The following is a 21,568-nucleotide window of genomic DNA, read 5'->3' on the forward strand; positions in this document are numbered from 1 at the left end:
CGATGATTATTGCACGTTGTATGGAGTGTGCGAATAGATGCCTGAATATTTACTGTTGGTGGATGATTTAAAACATTGGAAGTCGGATTATCCCGAGTATCCGGTGGTTGCGGTAAACGATTATCTGACCGGCGATGACTGGTTGAAGAAGCGCAATTTACGGGTGATTAACCTATGCCGCAATCTGTCTTATCAGAGCTTGGGCTATTATGCCTCGATGCTGGCAGAAGCGCGTGGCCATCGGGTGCAGCCATCGGTTAGTACCTTGCAGGATCTCACGCGTAAAGCGTTGTATGGCCCGGTCGTGGATGATCTGGATGCGACGGTGAATAAAGTGCTGGCTCAGCAATCTGGCAATGAAGATGCGGCAAAGCTAAGCATCATGCTGCACTTCGGTAGCTGTGAAAATGAAGCCTTCAAACCGCTGGCGCGTAAATTATATGAAGCCTTTCGTGCGCCATTAATTCAAGTCGAATTTAAGCGTGGCGGACGCTGGCGCATTCATTCGCTGAAATTGGCGAACATATCAGACCTGACCACTGATCAATTGGCATTCTTCTTTAAGACTTTAGAGAAGCGTTCTAACACCCATTGGAAGCCCAGTGCCAATGCTAAGACGGCTCGCTACGATCTGGCTATTCTGCATAACCCTGAAGATAAATTGCCGCCGTCGGATGATAAGGCGCTGCAATTATTTATTCGTGCTGCGGCTAAATTAGACATCAATGCCGAGCTGATTGTGCCAAAGGATTTTGGGCGCTTGCTGGAATACGATGCGCTGTTTATTCGTGAGACGACTTCGTTAAATCATCACACGTATCGTTTTGCGCGTAAAGCCGCTAACGAAGGTTTGGTGGTGATTGATGATCCGGATTCCATTCGTCGCTGTGTGAATAAAATATTCCTGAGTGAATTGTTAGCGGCTAATAAAGTACCGACACCGGCCAGCGTGATCGTGAGCAAGGGTGGATTAGAGCGTGCGGAAGAGAAGTTAGGCTTCCCAATGGTGCTGAAAGTGCCCGATGGCTCGTTCTCCCGAGGCATGTTTAAGGTTAAAGATCGCGCAGAAATGCAAAGCGGTGCAGCGACCTTATTTAAGCATTCCGAATTGATTCTGGCGCAGGCCTATACCTATACCGAATTTGACTGGCGCATTGGCGTGCTCAATGGCGAGGCTTTGTATGCTTGTCGTTATTATATGTCGCGCGGCCATTGGCAGATCATCAACCACGGCGGCGGCAAAATCAAACAAGGCAAATGGGATACCTTGCCGATGGATGAAGTGCCAAAGCAGGTGTTGGATATCGCCATGAAAGCGGCGGGCTTAATTGGTAATGGCTTGTACGGCGTTGACTTGAAGCAAACTGACAAAGGCGTGGTGGTGATCGAGGTGAACGACAACCCGAGTATCGAAACCACGGTGGAAGATAAAGTGATTGGCAAAGAGCTGTACCATAAGGTCATGGCTGAGTTTTTGCGCCGGCTTGATCTGAAGCAAAATCCCGGTACTCGCAAGTCCGGTTCCTGATAGACGATTTACGATAGGTTTTTTATGCACGCGAATATTTTTCTCCTGTTCACGGCGGCGATCTGGGGTTCGGCTTTTGTCGCCCAGCGTTTGGGGATGGATTACATTGGGCCACACACGTTTAATGGCATCCGTTTCCTGATTGGTGGTTTGGCGCTGATTCCACTGAGTATTTGGTTGAGTCAGCGATTGGCAAAACAAACGGCAGCCGGTGTGCCACCACCGGTTTCGCCAAAATCAAATTCGGTGCGTGGTTTAATCATCGGTGGCGTGATTGCGGGCTGTTTTCTGTTTGGTGGCGCGGCTTTGCAGCAAGTAGGGCTAATCTATACTACCGCCGGAAAAGCCGGATTTATCACCAGTTTGTACATTGTTTTAGTGCCAATCGCAGGGCTGGCACTGAAGCATAATAATGGCCCCGGAATTTGGTTGGGGGCCTTTATTGCACTCATTGGTTTATATTTATTAAGTATTAAATCTGACTGGTCTTTAGATTATGGTGACCTATTAGTCTTAATTGGAGCCTTTTTCTGGACCGGTCATGTCTTGGTGATTGGTTGGCTGGCACCGCAGTACGACCCGTTGAAGTTATCCATACTGCAGTTCCTGTTTTGTGGGGTGCTGAGCACCGCAATTGGTCTTGGCTTTGAGCCATGGGATTGGGAAGGCATTAAGCTGGCCATGCCCGCCATTCTTTACACCGCGCTGATGTCGACAGCGATTGGTTATACCCTGCAAGTGGTGGCGCAGCAAAAAGCCAAACCTTCACATGCAGCGATTATTTTAAGTGCCGAGGCCGTTTTTGCGGTCGCTGCGGGCTGGCTGGTTTTAGATGAAGTTTTAACCGTTCGGGCGGCAATGGGTTGCGTTCTGATTATGTTGGGTATGCTGATTTCACAGCTGATGCCGGAGTTACGCTTTGGTCGTCGGGCGCGTCAGGCAAGTTAGCGCTTGGCTGGTTGAAATCGTTGCACCTGAGGTCGGCTTATGCTATTTCTAATATTAAGAATAATGAATAGATATACTATTCCTTATTAAATTTACAACAGACTCTTAGAGGTAGTTCATGAAGCGATTAATTCCAACGCTGGCGATTGCAGGTTTAATGTGTGCCAATGCGTGGGCAGACGATATAACTCCAGCGGTTATTTATGATAAAGCTGGTAAGAACGATAAGTCCTTCAATGAAGCGGTTTATAATGGCATTCTGAAGTTCGGAAAAGACACGGGTATTAAAGTCCGTGAAGTTGAGCCAACAAACGAAGCACAGGTTGGCCAAGGTCTGAGTAAATTAGCGAAGCGTAAAGCGGACCCGATTGTTGCGGTTGGTTTCTCAATGGCCAATGCCGTTGAAACTGCGGCTAAGGAATTCCCTGATACGCGTTTTACAATCATCGACATGGTTGTAAACCAGCCAAACGTTCAGTCGGTCGTCTTTGCTGAGCACGAAGGCTCTTTCTTGGTTGGTGCATTGGCGGCAATGAAGTCTAAAAGTGCTAAAGTTGGCTTTATTGGTGGAATGGATATTCCGTTGATTCGTCGTTTCGCTTGTGGCTTTGAGCAAGGCGCGATGTACCAGAATAAAGACGCTGAGGTGATGCAGAACATGATCGGTTCTACCGGTGCTGCGTTTAACAACCCAAGTAAGGGCGGCGAGTTGGCTAAGAGCCAGTTCGATAAGGGCGCAGATGTAATCTTTGCTGCTGCTGGCGGATCAGGTGCTGGTGTATACCAAGCGGCTAAAGACACAGGCAACTTCGCCATTGGTGTTGATAGCAACCAAAACCATTTACAGCCAGGCACTATGTTGACCTCTATGGTTAAGAAAGTGGGCGAAGCGGCTTACGCATCATTCACTGATGCTAAAGACGGTAACTGGAAGCCAGAGATTAAGGTAATGGATCTGAAAGCGGGCGGTGTTGACTGGGCGTTGGACGAGCATAACCGTGATTTGATTACACCTGAAATGGAAGCTCGCATGGGTGAGTTGAAGGAATTGATCTCCTCTGGCGAAATCAAAGTTCATGACTACATGAGTGATAACACCTGTACTTATTAATAGCTCGGTGATTTTATCACCGTCTATTTAGTCAGTCATAAAGGTGGCCAGGACCCAGTCCAGCCACCTTTTTTAATGTAAAAAACCATCAGGGCAGAAAAGTCTCTATGCAGTTAGGCATGGCAATTGAACTCACTGATGTGAGTAAGCGATTTGGCGCAGTGCGCGCTAACGATAAAGTCTCCCTCTCGATTGAGGCGGGTACCATCCACGGGATTGTCGGCGAAAATGGCGCGGGCAAATCAACCCTGATGAGTATTTTGTACGGCTTTTATCAATACGATAGCGGCAAGGTCGAGGTGTTCGGCGAACCGCATTACTTTAATAATTCGCGGGAAGCATTAGCCGCCGGTATCGGAATGGTGCATCAGCATTTTATGTTGGTCGACCCCTTTACCGTGCTGGAAAACGTGACCCTAGGTAACGAAGGTGGAAAGCTGCTCAAGGCCGGCCGCGAACAAGCTCGGACCGAGCTGAAGCGACTGGCTAAAGAATATGGCCTATCGGTTGATTTGGATGCGCGGGTATCGACCTTATCCGTGGGTTTGCAGCAGCGGGTGGAAATTCTTAAAGCGCTATACCGTGGTGCAAAAATCCTGATTTTGGATGAGCCAACGGGTGTACTCACACCACAAGAAACCACCGAGCTATTTCGTATCTTCCAAGCACTGAAAGATCAGGGTGTGACCATTATCCTGATTACCCATAAGTTGCAGGAAATCATGGCGATTACCGATAACGTGTCAGTTATGCGAGCCGGTAAAATGGTTGCTCACCGACACACTGCCGATACCAGTAAGGAAGATATTGCTGAGTTGATGGTCGGGCGCAAGGTATTGCTGCAGGTTGATAAAGAGACTGCAACAGTTGGCGAGCCACTGGTTCAGGTCAAAAACTTGAGCGTGCGCGATAACTTAGGCGTAGAGCGGGTTAAAAAGATCAGCTTTGATATTCGTGCCGGTGAAGTGGTGGGTATTGCGGGTGTTTCGGGTAATGGCCAGAGTGAGTTATTAGAAGCGCTCTCAGGCATCTGCAAGGTGAGCGAGGGTAGCATTGATATCAATGGCACGCTAGTCACTAAACAGCAGCCGGTGAGCCCGTCTAAAATGCGTCGGATTGGTTTGGCCCATGTGCCGGAAGACCGTCATAAGATGGGGATGGTCAATAGCTTTGCCGCGTATGAATCTGCCGCGCTTGGCTATCACAATGACAAAGAATACAACGGCCGTTTCATTATGAGCCGCAGCAAAGTTCGTGACTACTGCCGCAAACTGATGGATGCCTTTGATGTGCGCCCACGTGATCCTGATCTGAAATCGGCTAACTTCTCCGGTGGTAACCAGCAGAAGCTGATTCTGGCGCGTGAGATGGAGCGTGATCCGGATATTCTATTGGTTGGTCAGCCAACTCGTGGTGTGGATATCGGAGCAATTGAGTTTATTCACAAACGGGTTATCGAAATGCGCGATGCTGGAAAAGCGGTGTTACTGGTGTCGGTTGAGCTAGAGGAAATTATTTCGGTGAGTGATCGGATATTGGTGATGTGTGATGGCTTTATTACCGGTGAAGTCGCGGCTTCTGAAGCCGATGAACGAACACTTGGATTAATGATGACGAATACCGACTTGGCGGAGGCAACGGAATGAGCCAGCAAGGCCACGAAATGCCATTTTGGATGGACGCAATTTTATTGCCATTCCTGAATATTGTGACTGCTTTTGCAGCCACGGCAGGAATATTTTTGCTGATCGGTGTTGATCCGGTTGAAGCAACTCAAATCCTAATTTACGGAGCTTTTGGCTACGAAGAAGGGATTGGTTTTACGCTGTACTACACCACGAACTTTATTTTTACTGGCTTAGCGGTTGCGGTCGCGTTCCATGCCGGTTTATTTAATATCGGTGGGGAAGGGCAGGCGTATATCGGTGGCTTGGGTGCCGGTTTAGTGTGCTTGCTACTGGCGCAATGGTTGCCGGGTTTACTGGTTATTCCTATTGCGATTGTGGCATCTGCTGTGTTTGGTGCAGCCTGGGCTTACATTCCAGCTTACTTGCAGGCGTATCGCGGTAGTCACATCGTTATCACCACCATTATGTTTAACTTCTTAGCCTCATCGCTAATGGTTTATATGATGGTGAATGTGCTGAATGAGCCGGGCCAAATGTCACCACAGAGTGCGGAGTTCTCGGAGGCTGTTTGGCTGCCTTTCATGCATGAAGCACTGGCGTGGTTTGGGATTACAGTTGAAGCATCGCCACTGAATCTATCCATCTTCCTTGCTTTATTAGCGGCGGTATTTGTTTGGGTATTTATCTGGCACACACGCTGGGGTTACCAGCTGCGTACTACGGGTAGTAATGCCTCAGCGGCAATCTATGCTGGCATCAAGCCTGCTCGCGTTATCGTGTTGAGTATGTGCATCTCCGGAGCACTGGCTGGCATGGTGGGTGTGAATGAAATCCTTGGGGTAAATCATCGCCTGTTGCTGGACTTCAACCTAGGCTATGGCTTTGCAGGAATTGCGGTTGCGTTGATGGGTCGAAATCATCCTGTTGGTATTATTCTGGCATCGCTGTTATTTGGTGTGTTGTATCAAGGTGGTGCTGAGCTGGCCTTTGAAATGTCCAATATTACGCGTGATATCGTGGTGGTGATGCAGGGTCTGGTTATTTTGTTTAGTGGTGCTTTAGAGTTTATGTATCGTCCTTGGTTGATGAAGCTCTACCAGTCAGTTAGCGGTGTAAACCGTCGGGAGTTGGAAGCATGAATGAGTGGTTTGATATTGCGATTTTGGCACTGGATGCCACGATGCGGGTGTCTGCGCCGCTGATTCTGGCCGCTTTGGCTGGCTTGTTTTCAGAGCGCGCGGGTGTGGTCGATATTAGTCTGGAAGGTAAGATGTTGGCCGGTGGCTTCGCAGCTGCAGCAGCCGCTTCTGTAACTGGCTCAGCATGGTTAGGCTTAGGCGCTGCGATTTTAGTGTCCTTGGCGCTGGCGTTACTGCATGGCTTTGCCTGTATTACGCACCGTGGTAATCAGGTGGTTAGCGGCGTTGCGATTAACATCCTAGCCGCTGGCTTGACGATGATTATGGGCTTGCACTGGTTTAACCAAGGTGGGCAAACGCCACGTTTGGATAATGAAGCACGTTTTCTCTCATTAGATTTACCGGGTGCGCAAGCCATCGCTGATGTGCCTTATATTGGCAAGATCTACGAAGAGCTGATTAGTGGTCATAACATTCTCGTGTATGTTGCGTTTTTGGCGGTGCCGTTTACCTATTGGGTGATTTATAAAACCCGTTTTGGTTTGCGCTTACGAGCGGTGGGTGAGAATCCAAATGCGGTAGACACCGCCGGTATTTCCGTGACTAAAATGCGCTACTTAGCGGTGCTTTGCTGTGGTGTGCTGTGTGGTATTGCAGGCGCTTATATCTCCACTGCACACAATGCGCAGTTCGTACGGGATATGACGGCAGGGCAAGGCTTTATCGCGCTGGCAGCACTGATCTTTGGTAAGTGGCGTCCGGTACCGGTGATGTTTGCTTGTCTGCTATTTGGCTTCCTGGATGCACTGGCAGTACGTTTGCAAGGCGTTAAGATTGCAGGCATTGGTGAGATCCCAGTACAATTTATTGAAGCGTTACCGTACTTGCTCACAGTGATCTTGCTGGCCGGCTTTATTGGTCGAGCAGTTGCACCAAAAGCCAGTGGCGTTCCTTACGTAAAAGAACGCTAAGGTAAATAGTTTGAACCTCAAAAGCTTTTGGGGACACTTAGTTACCGTGATTTGCAGAATTACGTGTCATAAAGTTTATGGATAAGCTCAAGGATGTGGCGCTGCGAATTTCTAGGTAACCATAAAAATAAGTGTTCGCAAAACGACAATAATTATAATAATTTTAGTGCCGGCTTTCCTTCTGGGAAGCCGGCATTTTCGTTTTTATCCTATGGCTAATCTCATGCTATGCTAGGCTTTTTTCTAATGGATTGTTTACAGCATGGATGAAGCGACTCTTCTCGGGACCGCCGAGCTGCCCCGTCAACAAGGTACCCTACATTTATTTACCTTGGGTGATACGTTTACTCTGACGACAGATCCGGCCGCCCCAGACTGGATGAACTCGGTCAATGTGAAGTCGCGCCAAGAGCTGGCAAAACTCCCCTGTAAAGTCATTAGCAAAAGGCTTCAGCCTAAAGTACTGATTGGTGGCTTAGGGCTTTCCATTACGCTGGTTGAAGCACTCAAGCAGTTGAACCTCCAAGCTAAAGTTGAAGTCGCTGAATGGTTGCCTGAAGTTGTAGAGTGGAACGAGGGGGTTGTTGGTGAGGCTTTAGGCTTCCCGCTAAAAGACGAGCGAGTCACTGTTAATTCATTGGATGTTGCGCGGATTTTACGCTCCCGAAAAGGGCGCTATGATGCGATCTTATTAGATACCGATAACGGCCCTGAAGACCTGCTATTTAAAGAAAATGATTGGCTGTATACCTTTGGTGGTTTAAAGGCCTGCCTTGAAGCACTTGAGCCAATGGGCGTGCTGGCTATTTGGTCGCGAGTCGCAGACGATCGCCTTAAAGGTAAATTAATTCGTGCCGGATTTATGGTGGAGCAGTTTAATGTGCCCGGAAATGAGGATGGCAGCGAAGAGCATGTTATCTGGGTTGCTGAGAAATTACAGCGCGACTAAGGCTCCAGGTCCACGGTGCTGCTGGCATCGTTATACTAGCCACTGACTTTATACTGTGACGTAAATATAAGACATACAGAGGGTATGCACGCAATTCGGGTAATTGCGGCTTATCCGCTTCTGCTTCAGTGTCATTCGCTTAGAACAGATCCTTCTCTATCACAGCAGGTGGCTTTGAGTCCTTCTTCTTCACCTGTACGCCTGCATAAGCCCCATGCAACTCCGAAAACTGATCCTGAACTTCCAGCGAACGCTGACAGCCAGAGCAATGGATTAGCTCATGGTTGATATTGTCCATAATCGTAAAGCAGTGTGTGCAGATCACGCGACGCGTATTGGAGATCGGTGGCAACAGCCGGATATTTTGTTGTGAATACCCCGCTTGCGTGACCAATTTTTGGATATCCCAAATAAAGCTCTCAGTCCCTGCAATATAAACCGTTGAGTGATTATTGTATTTCGCCAGAAAGCGGGTCACGTAATGGGATGTTTTGGCTCTGGGGATCAGCTGATACGTATCCGTCGTGATCGCGCTGATATCCAGGTCAGCCACGACCAAGGAGTGCTTCGTGTGCTTCTCACAGGCTCTTAGCAAGGGCTCCAGTAACTCCAGACTTGCCTCCTCTGAAATAAACAAATGACACTTGGCCTGACGGTCTAGTCTGACAGTGTTGTAGGTCGGTCGGCTATGGCTCTTTTGTATGGTTTGAATTTGCATTGGATGTCTCCCGAAAAGCATTATTTTTTTGAATGTTTTAGTTACCACCTAAAATACAAAGCAAGCAGTATGCCAAATCGTGCTTTTGAGGAGGGGGAAGGTTATTGGTGTGGGGAGGGTTGTTATTGGGGGAGTTTACTGCACTTTTTTTGCCCATAGATGAGGGAGGGCTGCATCGTACTAGTGCATGGCTTATCAGCGATATTGATACTGAATAAGATTTACTGGTTTTAATAATGGAATGTTTTTTAGTTGGCTAATTTGTCCTAATATATAATTAATTTATCTCATTTTTATTAGTATATAGTGTTATATTCTACAGTCGTCAATCGTAGGTTCATGAGTGATGTTATATTTTATGATTGTCAGTCGCAGATTTATAAATGATGCCATAGCTATGTTGGAGGATGGTTCGCAGGAAAATTAGACTATTGCAGGGGAGTCCGTAATTATGTCTGAAGAATATAGTAATGTTGTTTCGCAACAATATTGCCCGGAGTGTGAGAGCTTTGATTTAAAGCGAGTCCATAGAGGCTTCATAAAGAAGAAAATCTTACATTCTCCGCCGCAATATGTATGTCGGCGCTGTGGAGTATCGATTAAAGAAAATCAGTTCGCAGTACAGTCGGTTAAAAAAGTACCCGCCCTGCTAAGATAAGGGCGCCTCTCCAATGTGGGTATTGCATTGGAGAGTATTGCATTGGAGAGTTAGTGCCTCTGACTAGCTGCTTATTGAGCTAGCGTAGGAAATAAGTGCAGCAAATACCCTTTGCCCACAAATGTCAGCATATACGTAGGTTCGCCGTGCTTGTCAGACCGCTGCACAATATTCTTTTGCAGTAAAAACTCCAACATCGTCGATGAAAGCTCACCCAGCTTAGTTTTAGCCGCGAGATCCACTTGAGTGGCTTTTCCTTTAAGTGAATATAGCGCACGCATGATCGCCGCTTCTTCTGCGGATATTTCAGGCAATGGCCCAACATACGCTGGAAACTGGTCATTTGGAAATTTGCCATAAATCGTCGTGTAAGACTCTTGAATGGCATGGATATCTTCCTCTTTATTACCGGTAAGCTGATAGCTGTGGAATACGCCAGACTCTTTAAGCTGGTAGTCCACCTTGGCTAAGAAGATTGGTAAGCCAGTATCTTCGGCGACGTGATAAAAGCCTGTTTTCCAGCTCTGTGTTTTGCCGCGCGTGCCTTCCGGAGTGAATAGGAAGAAAATATGGCTGTCTTTATGCTTATCGACAAAGGCTTTGATTTGCTCAACCTGGCCTTTGGAACCCGCAGTGCGGTTAATCGGAATCGCACCGAGCCACATGATAAAGCTGCCGATGACCGGAGGGCGGCACCAACTGTCTTTGATTGAGAAATAAATCTTAATATCCAGCAGGATGGCTGCACCCAGCGCATAGAAAAAATCCCAATTCGAGGTATGCGGTGCAGCGATAGTAACGCCTGCGCCCGGCGATACAGAATTCATCGCTTTCCAGCCGGTTAATTTAAACCAGATACGAAAAAAGAACTTCAATAAATATTTGACAAAAACGCCATCAAAGATTGTTTTATCACGAATTTCTAGTGTGTTTTTAGCCATAAGTATTTATTCCACCACGATTAGGTTGCTGGTGAATTATATCACACACTAGCTGTCTCGCAGGTGACTGAAATTACTTTCTAGCTAATTGTTTTAGCGAGTTTTGTTGCACATTCTCATACCACTCAAATGGGTCTGAAACGCTCGTTCCTAAGGCTTGCTCAAAGCTCGTTTGATTGGCGCTTTGGGTGAAATCCTGAGCGGCTTCTTGTCCGAGGTTTGATTGAAAAATTCCCGCAGCACTGACCGGTAGAAAATCTTCGTAGGTAATCGGCAATGCAGTCACTAAGCCCAATGCAATCAAGCCATCAATCTCTGTTGATAACTCACCTTGTTTTAAGTTATCCAATAAGTCTGGGGATTGCTCACACATCAGCGTTAATAGTGAATTGGTGGTTTCTGGTAGGCCAGTGCCAGCATGGTATTCAAAGTAAGCGAGTTCTTGTTTGCGCAGGGTTTCAATATCATCCGGAAACTCGCTAAATACCGAAACTAGTACTTGCTGATAGCCTGCGGGATTTGACTCAGGATGTGGCACTTGCAAGCGCACATCATCCAGCAATCGATCATAAAGCTCACGGCCTTTGGGTGTCAGCGCCATGCCACGCTGTTCGATTTCACCAAAGCGTGCGGTATGCGCACCCGTTTTACTCTCGCCATCCGTTTGTTTAAACGCGACCGTTTCTTGCAACGCTTTAAAGCTGGTTTGGCGCAGTAAAATAGGGTGCTGCCGAGTCGGAGGGCCTTCGATAATGGCTTTAGCCGACATATTAGCCGCGATCATTTTTTCCTGCGCCATATCAATATCTAAGGTACGCGGCGTCAGGTGATTAATGTGCGGGCCTTTAAACGAGACAATATCGGCAATCAAGCGATGACTATCATGGAGTTGCTGGTAGGTATCACTATCCACCAATGCCTCAGAGTGCCAGCGGAAGGTCTCCAGTGATTCGGTGACAAAGCTTGCAGCATCCGATTCGCTCAGGCCGCCATCTTGCTCAAAGCGCTCGATCAGCGTTAGTGCATGTGGTGTGAAAATCTGGCGACTGCCAATAACAGACTCAGCCTGTTCACGAAGCGCTGGATCACTAATCAGGTCAGTACACAGCAGCGAGGTAAATACCCGAAATGGATTGGCCCGAAGCGCTTCCATCGACAGCGGACGAAAAGCGGTTGAGTGTACCGGAATGCCAGCTTCCGTCAGATCATAATAACCCACGGGATACATGCCCATCACCGCAAACAGGCGGCGCATGGTACTTAACTCCTCAGCACTGCCCAAACGAATCGCGCCGTGGCGTTCCTCGCTCAAGGCTTCCAGCGACTCGCCACGATCAAGCTGCTGCAACGTCTGAGGGTTTGTCTCCAATACGGCTGCATTCACCTCCCCAACCAATTCAATCAAATCGCCATATAACGGGACTTCCTTGCGGTACATCGCCGACATGGCTTGTGAAAACTGGCTACGAATCTGGTCGGGTGAAACAAAGGCTGTGCTGCTCATGCGCTGCGGCTCCGGAACGGCGAAAAATAGTGCATTCATTAAAGCCTATGTGCCGCTCGCTGGAAAGTGATATCTCGGTAGCTTCCCATGAGTAATCGGAATGATGGCTGCTTGTGGCATAGTAGCGATGGTGCTTTAATGACGGCCACTATTGTCATCTAACTGGAGCCACAGACCATGCTGTACCTGTCAAAGCAAACACTGGAATCACTGGATATCTCAACAGATGCCATGCTGAATAAACTAGAGCAGCTGATTCGTGAGCAAGGTCAGGGCAATGTGTACTCAGCGCCTAAAGCGGCGATCAGCACGGCAGACAGCCGTTATCTAATGGCAACCCTCTCGGCAACCGACAACCCGCCTTACATGGCGGTTAAGGCGCTGGTGGTGAATCAAAAAAACAGCGAACAGGGTTTGGATGCAATCAATGCCACGATCACCTTGCTCAATAGCCAAACGGGTCTACCGGACGCGGTAATGGATGGCAACTGGATTACGGCAATTCGTACCGCAGCAGCCAGTGCAGTCGCTGCAAGGCGCATGGCAAACCCAGACTCCTCAGTGCTAACGTTTATTGGCTGCGGCGTCCAAGCCTTTAGCCACTTGCAACTATTCTCTGAAATGTTCCCATTGCGCGAAGTGCGTCTACTTGGCCGCGGCTTAAAGAACCGTCAGGCATTGATCGCTAAAGTCGAGTCGATGGGCTTAACAGCGGTCGATTGTGAGAGTGCAGAGCAAGCGGTTACCGGTGCCGATTTAGTGGTTTCCTCAATCCCATTAACCACCAAAGTTGAGCCCTTTATTGATGCAGCTTGGATTGCTGAGGGCGCATTTGTGTGTTCGGTTGATTTAGGAATCCCATGGATGCCAGAGAGCTTATCCATATTCGATCGAATTTTGGTGGATGACTTGCAGCAGGAAGCCGCAATGCCTCAGCCTCTGGTGAACCCTGAGCTGGTGAATGGCGATGTGAATGGCTTGTTGTGCGGCGATGTGAGCGGGCGGGAGTCATCCAAAGAGCGCACGGCATTTATGTTTAGAGCCGTGCCATTAGGTGATTTAGCCTTGGCAACTTTAGCGTATGAAAGCGCCAAAGCTCAAAACGTGGGCACCGAAATTTAAGCGCCTGCTAGGCTAAATCCCAGACCAAAAAAAACCTGCTTCCCAATTGATTGGGAGCAGGTTCAGATGTCGTGCATTAAGCCGGATTAGCGATTTCCGCTACTAGCACCAGTAGTGCTTTTTGGCTTAGGGCGACGGCGTCTGGCAGGCTTGTCACCACGAGGAATATCGCGGTTGCCTGAGCCACCTGGCTTCTTCGGCTTTCTCGGACGTTGCTGCTTCTCGCCAAAGCGGGAAGGTGGAACGTCATGAGTTGGCTCAAAGCCATCAATCAGTTTGCGTTCCAGTTCGGTATTGATCAGTTTCTCAATATCTTGCAACAGATTAATTTCATCTGCAGAGACTAAAGACACTGCCAAACCAGATGCGCCAGCGCGACCGGTACGACCGATGCGATGCACATAATCTTCCGGCACGTTAGGCAGGTCGAAATTCACCACATACGGCAGATCGATAATATCGATACCACGTGCAGCAATATCCGTCGCCACCAGTGTTTGCACTGCGCCAGCTTTAAAGTCAGCCAGTGCTTTAGTACGCGCGCCTTGGCTCTTATTGCCGTGGATCGCCGTTGCCGGAATGCCAGCTGCATCTAATTGCTTAGCCAAGCGGTTTGCACCGTGCTTAGTCTTAGAGAATACCAACACTTGATGCCATTGGTTTTCTTTAATCAGATTCGCCAGTAATGGAGACTTCTTGCTCTTATCGACCGGGCAAATGTACTGCTCAACCGCTTTAGCTGTTGTATTGCGTGGGCTAACCGAAATCTCAACGGGGTCATTCACAATGCTTTTAGCCAAGCTGCGAATAGAATCAGAGAAGGTTGCGGAGAACATCAGGTTCTGACGCTCTTTAGGCATAAACGACAGAATTTTACGAATGTCGTGAATGAATCCCATATCCAACATGCGATCGGCTTCATCTAAGATCAGGACTTCTACCTGATTAAAGCGAACTGCATTTTGGTTGTACAAATCCAGCAAACGGCCCGGTGTTGCCACCAAGATATCCACGCCTTTGCGCAGCTTCATCATTTGAGGATTAATTTTTACGCCACCGAATACCACGGCAGAGCGTAATGGCAAGTTTTTGCCGTATGTTTCAACGCTATCGCCAACCTGAGCGGCTAGCTCACGCGTTGGAGTCAACACCAGTGCGCGTATTTGATTAGGCTTGGCACGCTCACCAGTTGAAAGAATTTCTAATAAAGGCAGGGTAAAACCTGCAGTTTTTCCGGTTCCGGTTTGAGCCGCAGCCATAACATCCCTACCTGAAAGTACGAGTGGGATGGCTTTTTCTTGGATCGGTGAAGGTGTGTCGTATCCTTGTTCCTTAACGGCTTCAAGGATAGGGGCAGATAAGCCCAGTGAGGCAAAGCTCATATTTTTTCTCTTTTTACTGCGTAATAAGTGTATGTCGCCATAATCAGCGGGCCTGAAGCTTACAGGATCTATAGCTTAAGTACCATCAATGCTTTGTGTACTGTGCGGGTTAGTTTTGTTAACAGTTCGCGCGTAAGCATAGTATTATCAAGGCTATTCTTACCATGCCTGAGGCTATTTCTATTATGCGGTTTCGTTTTCCTGTCGTTATTATTGATGAAGATTTTCGTTCCGAGAACACCTCGGGTTTAGGTATCCGCGCACTGGCCGACGCTATTGAAGCAAATGGCACTGAAGTACTGGGTGTAACCAGCTATGGCGACCTCTCAACCTTTGCCCAACAACAAAGCCGCGCCTGCGCATTTATTCTGGCAATTGATGATGAAGAGTTCGCAGCCGCCAGCGAAGCGGATGAAAATGGTAAGACCGAGCCTCAAGTGATTCGCTCCTTGCGGGCCTTTGTTGAAGAAATCCGCTGGCGCAATGCGGAAATCCCGATTTTCCTGCATGGTGAAACCCGTACAGCCCGCCACCTTCCCAATGATATTTTGCGGGAATTGAACGGCTTTATTCATATGTTTGAAGACACGCCAGACTTTGTGGCGCGTTATATCCTGCGTGAAGCGAAGTCGTATCTGGATAGTCTGGCACCGCCATTTTTCCGCGCACTGACTAACTACGCCGCCGATGGCTCCTACTCTTGGCATTGCCCGGGGCATTCTGGTGGTGTGGCATTTCTAAAATCCCCCGTTGGCCAAATGTTCCACCAGTTCTTTGGTGAAAACTTACTGCGTGCCGATGTGTGTAATGCGGTGGATGAGTTAGGTCAGTTACTGGATCACACCGGCCCTGTTGCAGCCTCTGAGCGTAATGCCGCGCGTATTTTTGATGTGGATCACCTGTACTTTGTTACTAACGGTACCTCGACTTCTAACAAGATGGTTTGGCACTCGTGTGTTGCGGATAATGACATCGTCGTCGTTGACCGTAACTGCCATAAGTCGATTTTGCATGCGATCACCATGATTGGTGCCATTCCGGTATTTTTAACCCCAACGCGTAACCATTACGGCATTATCGGCCCAATTCCACTGGCGTCTTTTGAGCGTGAAGCGATTGAAGCGAAGATTGCCGCGCATCCGATTGCCAGCAAGCTGGGCACTAACCCACGTATTCTAACGCTGACTCAAAGTACCTATGATGGTGTCATTTACAATACCGGCATGATCAAAGAGCGCTTGGATGGCTGGGTTGCTAACTTGCTATTTGATGAAGCATGGTTGCCACATGCGACGTTCCACCCGTTCTACAAAGGCATGCATGCTATGTCGCGCGATGGTGGCCGTACTGATAAGTCCATGGTTTTCGCCACGCAATCAACTCACAAGCTGCTTGCGGGTTTGTCGCAAGCCTCACAAATTTTGGTGCAGGATGCCAAAGAGACTAAGCTGGATTTGAATATCTTCAATGAAGCCTATTTGATGCACAGCTCCACCAGCCCGCAGTACGCGATTATTGCCAGCTGTGATGTGGCTGCCTCGATGATGGAAGCGCCAGCGGGTACCGCATTGGTTGAAGAGTCGATTTCAGAATCCTTACATTTCCGCCGTGCAATGAGCAAAGTGGATGAGGAATATGGAGACTCTTGGTGGTTCTCCGTGTGGGGTCCAAAAGTCGTGGATGAAGAAACCATCGGCGAGCGCGATGTGTGGATGCTGAAACCGAATGACCGCTGGCATGGCTTTGGTGATCTGGCCGACGGCTTTAATATGCTGGACCCGGTTAAGGCAACCATTATCACCCCAGGCTTGGATGTGGATGGTGCCTTTAGCGAAGACGTTGGTATTCCGGCAGCGATCGTTACACGCTACTTATCGGAGCATGGCGTTATCGTTGAAAAGTGCGGGCTTTACAGCTTCTTCGTGATGTTCACCATCGGTATCACCAAAGGGCGCTGGAATACGCTGTTAACGGCACTGCAACAGTTTAAAGATGACTTTGATAAGAACCAGCCTTTGTGGCGTGTGCTGCCCGAGTTTGTTGGTCGCAATCCACGTTATGAAAAAATGGGCCTGCGTGACTTATGTGATCAGCTGCATGCTTTCTATGCCGAAAATGATGTGGCGCGCTTAACCACTGAAATGTATCTGTCGGATATGGAATGTGCCATGAAACCAGCCGATGCCTTCGCCATGATGACGCATCGCAAGATTGAGCGCGTTGCGGTTGATCAGTTGGAAGGACGCATTACCGCCAGCTTAGTGACGCCATACCCACCGGGCATTCCATTGCTGATTCCCGGTGAGCGCTTCAATAAGATTATCGTGGATTACCTGAAATTCTCACGCGTATTTAATGAGAAATTCCCAGGCTTTGAAACCGATGTACACGGCTTAGGCGTTGAAGAGATTGATGGTGTTAATCGCTACTATGTGGACTGCGTCGAGCAATAATCACTGACTTATGTGTTGGCGTTGGGCTTTTCCAGCGCCAGCCATTGCAAGGCAATAATCGCTAATGAGGCTTTAATCTTGCCTTGTTTCAAATACTGCATCGCGGTTTCACGTGGCACAATCGAGGTACGAATATCCTCGTTTTCGGTATCCAGTCCATGAATGCCCGTTTTAATATTCGATAAATCCACCGCCGCGTAATACAGGGCAATCAACTCGGTTGAGCCGCCTGCGCTAGGGTAGTAGTCCATAATGAACTCCATGTCCGTCACTTCGCAATTGGCTTCTTCCATCGCTTCACGGCGCGCCACGTCCTGATCTTCTTCGCCTTCCTCGACCATTCCAGCTACAATTTCCAGCATCCACGGCCCATCGGGATCTTTAATGGCACCGGGGCGGAATTGCTCAACCATTAATAGCGTATCGGCTACCGGATCGTGCAATAACACGGCCACGGCACGGCCACGTTCAAAAACTTCCCGCGTGACAGTATTTGACCAGCCGCCGGCATATAACTCATGCTGAAACTGGTAAATATCAATCTGAAAGAAGCGCTTAAAGGGTGTCTGTTTTTCGAGGATTTTAAATTTCATGCAGTAATTGTGGCATGAAGCTTGAGGGATGCAAAGCTTCCGCTGTTTGAAGGACTATCCTAGAGCGCACTAGGAACCACCACCGCGATACGGCATAATCTTGTTCATATTCATAACAGGAAGTACGCTGCAAATGGCCCAATACATTTACACAATGAATGGGGTGGGCAAAGTTGTCCCACCCGGTAAGCACATCCTCAAAGACATCTACCTTAACTTTTTCCCCGGTGCCAAAATTGGTGTGCTCGGTTATAACGGCGCGGGTAAGTCGACTTTGCTGCGCATTATGGCGGGACTGGACACCGACATCATCGGTGAGGCTCGCCCACAACCCGGTATTAACATCGGTTATCTGGCACAGGAGCCACAGCTAAACCCCGACAAAGACGTGCGGGGAAATGTTGAAGAAGGCTTAGCGGTGATCTTAGAAGCACAGGCAAAGCTGGATGCGGTTTACGCGGCTTATGCTGAGCCTGATGCAGATTTTGATGCACTGGCTGCTGAGCAGGGCCGTCTGGAAAATATCCTACAAGCATCTGATGTGCAAAACCTTGAGCATACGCTTGAAGTCGCAGCGGATGCTTTACGTCTACCGCCTTGGGATGCTGATGTCAGCACGCTATCGGGTGGTGAGAAGCGCCGTGTTGCGCTGTGCCGATTGTTATTGTCATCGCCTGATATGTTGATTCTCGATGAGCCAACCAACCACCTTGATGCAGAGTCAGTGGCGTGGTTGGAGCGCTTCCTACAGGACTTCGCGGGTACGGTGGTTGCGGTAACGCATGATCGTTATTTCTTGGATAATGTAGCTGGCTGGATTCTGGAACTAGATCGCGGACAAGGTATTCCGTGGGAAGGCAATTATTCCTCTTGGCTTGATCAAAAGGAAACGCGCCTCACGCTGGAAAAGAAATCCGAGCAAGGTCGCCTCAAAGCCATCAAAGAAGAACTGGAATGGGTGCGCTCAAATCCTAAGGGACGTCAGGCGAAAAGCAAAGCGCGTATGCAACGCTTCGAAGAATTGTCTTCCAGCGATTATCAGGCTCGCTCAGAAACCAATGAGATTTACATTGCGCCCGGCCCACGTCTGGGTGATTTGGTGATTGAAGCCAAAGGCATTAGTAAATCGTTTGGTGATCGGGTGTTGTATGAAGACCTCAACTTCAATCTACCCCGTGGTGGCATCGTCGGGATTATCGGACCTAATGGTGCGGGTAAAACCACGCTATTTCGTATGATTACCGGTGAAGAAACGCCGGATAAAGGTGAGTTTATCGTCGGTGAAAGTGTGCAGATTGGTTATGTCGATCAATCACGCGACTCGCTTGCTGATGATCGATCGGTCTGGGAAGAAATTGCCGATGGCCAAGAGGTCATCACCGTAGGCGGTTATCAGATCTCGTCCCGTGCTTATTGCGGACGTTTCAACTTTAAGGGTGACTCTCAACAGAAACGCGTTGGCGACCTGTCCGGTGGTGAACGTAACCGAGTGCATTTGGCGAAACTGCTTAAATCCGGCGGCAACTTAATGCTGCTCGATGAGCCGACCAATGACCTTGATGTGGAAACCTTGCGCGCACTGGAAGAAGCACTGTTGAACTTCCCCGGTTGTGCGGTCGTTATCTCGCATGATCGCTGGTTCTTAGATCGAATTGCGACTCATATTCTGGCGTTTGAAGGTGACTCGCAAGCGGTGTGGTTTGAGGGTAACTATAGTGACTATGAAGAGGACTATAAGCGTCGTCACGGAAACAAAGAGCTGAACCCTGAGCGGATTAAGTATAAGAAGCTAAAAACGGCCTGATACATCCCGATACGTTGAAAGGTGTGTGTGGAAGACATGGGTGTTTGATATGGGTTGGTGAGTGGCAAAGTTCAGGGGTGAAGTATCCTTGGATTTTGCTACTGTCTGCCTCGTTCCTAAGTGGTATCTCAGTCATATATGGTAGTCATGATCTATAATTGAAAAAAATAGTCATTATTTGGTCTTGATGAATTCCGTATAGTGTTGGCAAGTCTTGTGCGCTCCATTTGGGTCCGTCATAACCTGGAGAACTTTAAAAAACGCCTCAAAGCGCTGGAAGCAAAAGTCGCGCAGGAAGGGATTATTTTAAATGATGCTCAGGTCGCTGCGTTGGAAAAGAAACAGCACGATGATGAGGACTGTGGTGAGATAGAAACGGCTCATCCCGGCTACCTGGGATCGCAAGATACCTTTTATGTTGGCAACCTCAAGGGCGTTGGTCGTATTTACCAGTAGACATTCGTGGATACGTATAGCAAAGTCGCCTTTGCGAAGCTGTATACAACGAAAACGCCGATCACGGCGGCCGATATGCTGAATGATAAAGTCTTACCGTTCTTCGAGCAGTATGAGTTGCCCATGCTAAGAATACTGACCGATAGAGGGACTGAGTACTGCGGTCGCATCGACCAGCATGACTATCAGTTGTATCTGGCTCACACCAAAACTAAGGCGATGTCGCCGCAGACTAATGGCATTTGTGAACGCTTCCACAAAACGATTCTGAATGAGTTTTACCAGATCACTTTCAGGAAAAAGTTGTATGATTCGATAGAGGCGCTACAAAAAGATCTGGACGAATGGATCAGCTACTATAACAATGACTGAACCCATCAGGGTAAAATGTGCTTAGGGCGAACCCCCCATAGAGACATTGCTTGATGGAAAAACGATTTGGGTTGAAAAGAACTTAGCTCAAATCTAACCTGACAGACACCTGTAAAAGACGGGTAACTGTCAGATCAAGTCTGAGCTAGTACAACTAAAATGAGGTGCAATATGCTTCTCCAGCTGCGCCCAATCTATCTGATAAGCCAAACGACAGAGCGCATGATTCGGATTGACCAGGAGTCAGAATCTCATCTTTATCACCAAGGTCACGACATTTGAGAAGGGTCTTAAGGGTGGCTTTCATGTCGAAATTAATTTTGTCTGTCATGTGTCATCCTGTTTTGAGTTAGTTTGGAGGATTGATAGAGAGTTTTGAGCATTACCTAGTTGTTTTCTAATGTCATTATTCAGTGATTCAATGTACAGAATGTTGATGAATCTGCCGCTAAAACTAATATGCTTGATGGTTTTTTCTGGCTTAAAAAAAATGATACTTAGTAAAATCGATTTAGATGGATTTCAAGACATGCTGTGTTAGGATCATGTTAATAGACCTGTAAATGCATGTACTGTGGGGCGTCTGGTGACAATAAATACTAAATGTTACAAAATAATTGAGTACAAAGGTATAGAAGTTGATTTTGAAAGTGTACGGGCTCTTGAATCTCCGGCTATCAAAGATCAAGTGCTAAGTTCCGAATCCTCGCAATTTATTCTACTAAATTCTAAAGCTTCTTTGGGGCGGTACCTTGCTAGACCCGTTGACTTCAATGTTAACAAACGGTTTGTTCAGTTTAGTTTTTACGATTCAAATAATGAAGACATATTGTCACGAAGTACACCTGTTAACTTCCCCTTCTATCCAAAGCCTCTTTTTGACGAATTCAAAGAAGCTGTAGAAAACTTTGTAGAATTACAAAACGACTCCACTTTGCCAAAAGAACAACGAGCTATTGCTAAGGGGTTTGTTCTTCCGGATCCTCGTATATTTCCAGAAGCGTATAGAATTTATAAGCCGTCAGGACTTTTTAAGCTGACAGCTGAAAATCGCTTACTTGTTTTGTGGGGTATTGAGCCTACTTCTGTGGAAAAAGCATCTCTTCCTGCATTAGACGTCTTTGGTGTTTTAAATCAAACTGGGAATTCGACTTATGATGTTGACTTGCCAATATACTTGAAGGAAGAGAAGGAAGAGAAGGAAGAGAAGGAAGAGAAGGAAGAGAAGGAAGAGAAGGAAGAGAAGGAAGAGAAGGAAGAGAAGGAAGAGAAGGAAGAGAAGGAAGAGAAG

The 21,568-nt window shown here is 47.9% G+C and carries 16 protein-coding genes and 1 pseudogene; 12 read left to right on the forward strand and 5 right to left on the reverse strand.

Annotated elements, in window-relative coordinates; genetic code table 11:
* Positions 1–37 precede the first annotated feature (37 nt).
* The 7 genes from LEUMU_RS0123355 (at position 38) to LEUMU_RS0123385 (ending at position 8,274) form a co-directional block, all read left to right on the forward strand.
* Positions 38–1,528: a RimK family protein gene (locus LEUMU_RS0123355; RefSeq protein ID WP_022954723.1), complete on the forward strand. Its 1,491-nt coding sequence runs from the start codon at positions 38–40 to the stop codon at positions 1,526–1,528.
* Between the two features lie 24 nt (positions 1,529–1,552).
* On the forward strand, positions 1,553–2,476 hold the full coding sequence (locus tag LEUMU_RS0123360; RefSeq protein ID WP_022954724.1) for a DMT family transporter: 924 nt from the start codon (positions 1,553–1,555) through the stop codon (positions 2,474–2,476).
* Positions 2,477–2,594: 118 nt separating this feature from the next.
* A complete protein-coding gene (locus tag LEUMU_RS0123365; RefSeq protein WP_022954725.1) occupies positions 2,595–3,587 on the forward strand; it encodes a BMP family lipoprotein in 993 nt (330 codons plus the stop codon).
* A 119-nt stretch (positions 3,588–3,706) separates the two neighbouring features.
* Positions 3,707–5,233: an ABC transporter ATP-binding protein gene (locus tag LEUMU_RS0123370; protein WP_245570712.1), complete on the forward strand. Its 1,527-nt coding sequence runs from the start codon at positions 3,707–3,709 to the stop codon at positions 5,231–5,233.
* The gene (locus tag LEUMU_RS0123375) at positions 5,230–6,354 is read left to right on the forward strand and encodes an ABC transporter permease (RefSeq protein WP_022954727.1); all 1,125 of its coding nucleotides are present in this window, start codon (positions 5,230–5,232) and stop codon (positions 6,352–6,354) included. The genes LEUMU_RS0123370 and LEUMU_RS0123375 overlap by 4 nt, the downstream gene beginning before the upstream one ends.
* Positions 6,351–7,325: an ABC transporter permease gene (locus LEUMU_RS0123380; RefSeq protein ID WP_022954728.1), complete on the forward strand. Its 975-nt coding sequence runs from the start codon at positions 6,351–6,353 to the stop codon at positions 7,323–7,325. Before LEUMU_RS0123375 ends, LEUMU_RS0123380 begins: the two co-directional genes overlap by 4 nt.
* A gap of 262 nt (positions 7,326–7,587) precedes the next feature.
* Positions 7,588–8,274 carry a polyamine aminopropyltransferase gene (locus LEUMU_RS0123385; protein WP_022954729.1) on the forward strand — a complete coding sequence of 229 codons (687 nt, stop codon included), beginning with the start codon at positions 7,588–7,590 and terminating at the stop codon, positions 8,272–8,274.
* 139 nt (positions 8,275–8,413) lie between these two features.
* On the opposite strand, the gene LEUMU_RS28415 is transcribed toward LEUMU_RS0123385, so the two are convergent.
* From LEUMU_RS28415 to hglS, 3 genes are all read right to left on the reverse strand, one after another.
* Positions 8,414–8,992 carry a dimethylamine monooxygenase subunit DmmA family protein gene (locus LEUMU_RS28415; RefSeq protein ID WP_022954730.1) on the reverse strand — a complete coding sequence of 193 codons (579 nt, stop codon included), beginning with the start codon at positions 8,990–8,992 and terminating at the stop codon, positions 8,414–8,416.
* A gap of 729 nt (positions 8,993–9,721) precedes the next feature.
* Positions 9,722–10,591 (reverse strand): 1-acyl-sn-glycerol-3-phosphate acyltransferase, encoded by an 870-nt coding sequence (locus tag LEUMU_RS28420; RefSeq protein ID WP_022954731.1) that lies wholly within the window; start codon positions 10,589–10,591, stop codon positions 9,722–9,724.
* 73 nt (positions 10,592–10,664) lie between these two features.
* A complete protein-coding gene (gene hglS / locus LEUMU_RS0123400) occupies positions 10,665–12,134 on the reverse strand; it encodes a 2-oxoadipate dioxygenase/decarboxylase HglS (RefSeq protein ID WP_022954732.1) in 1,470 nt (489 codons plus the stop codon).
* 138 nt (positions 12,135–12,272) lie between these two features.
* On the opposite strand from hglS, the gene LEUMU_RS0123405 reads away from it, so the two are divergent.
* Positions 12,273–13,217: an ornithine cyclodeaminase family protein gene (locus LEUMU_RS0123405; RefSeq protein WP_022954733.1), complete on the forward strand. Its 945-nt coding sequence runs from the start codon at positions 12,273–12,275 to the stop codon at positions 13,215–13,217.
* Positions 13,218–13,303: 86 nt separating this feature from the next.
* Here LEUMU_RS0123405 and LEUMU_RS0123410 read toward each other — a convergent pair whose 3' ends face one another.
* The gene (locus tag LEUMU_RS0123410) at positions 13,304–14,599 is read right to left on the reverse strand and encodes a DEAD/DEAH box helicase (RefSeq protein WP_022954734.1); all 1,296 of its coding nucleotides are present in this window, start codon (positions 14,597–14,599) and stop codon (positions 13,304–13,306) included.
* A 185-nt stretch (positions 14,600–14,784) separates the two neighbouring features.
* On the opposite strand from LEUMU_RS0123410, the gene LEUMU_RS0123415 reads away from it, so the two are divergent.
* Positions 14,785–17,052, forward strand: a complete 2,268-nt coding sequence (locus tag LEUMU_RS0123415) for an arginine/lysine/ornithine decarboxylase (protein ID WP_026745064.1) — start codon at positions 14,785–14,787, stop codon at positions 17,050–17,052.
* Positions 17,053–17,060: 8 nt separating this feature from the next.
* Here the strand turns inward: LEUMU_RS0123415 and LEUMU_RS0123420 are convergent, their stop codons facing one another.
* Positions 17,061–17,645, reverse strand: a complete 585-nt coding sequence (locus LEUMU_RS0123420) for an NUDIX domain-containing protein (protein ID WP_022954736.1) — start codon at positions 17,643–17,645, stop codon at positions 17,061–17,063.
* A 133-nt stretch (positions 17,646–17,778) separates the two neighbouring features.
* On the opposite strand from LEUMU_RS0123420, the gene ettA reads away from it, so the two are divergent.
* The 3 genes and pseudogenes from ettA to LEUMU_RS28425 all read left to right on the forward strand — a co-directional run.
* Positions 17,779–19,449 carry an energy-dependent translational throttle protein EttA gene (ettA, locus tag LEUMU_RS0123425; RefSeq protein WP_022954737.1) on the forward strand — a complete coding sequence of 557 codons (1,671 nt, stop codon included), beginning with the start codon at positions 17,779–17,781 and terminating at the stop codon, positions 19,447–19,449.
* Between the two features lie 201 nt (positions 19,450–19,650).
* Positions 19,651–20,374 (forward strand): annotated as a pseudogene (locus LEUMU_RS27525) (integrase core domain-containing protein); the annotation flags it as partial.
* Between the two features lie 489 nt (positions 20,375–20,863).
* The coding region (locus LEUMU_RS28425; protein ID WP_211223056.1) for a hypothetical protein at positions 20,864–21,568 on the forward strand (705 nt) is incomplete at its 3' end.

It is taken from the genome of Leucothrix mucor DSM 2157 (genome assembly GCF_000419525.1).
GTDB lineage: Bacteria > Pseudomonadota > Gammaproteobacteria > Thiotrichales > Thiotrichaceae > Leucothrix > Leucothrix mucor.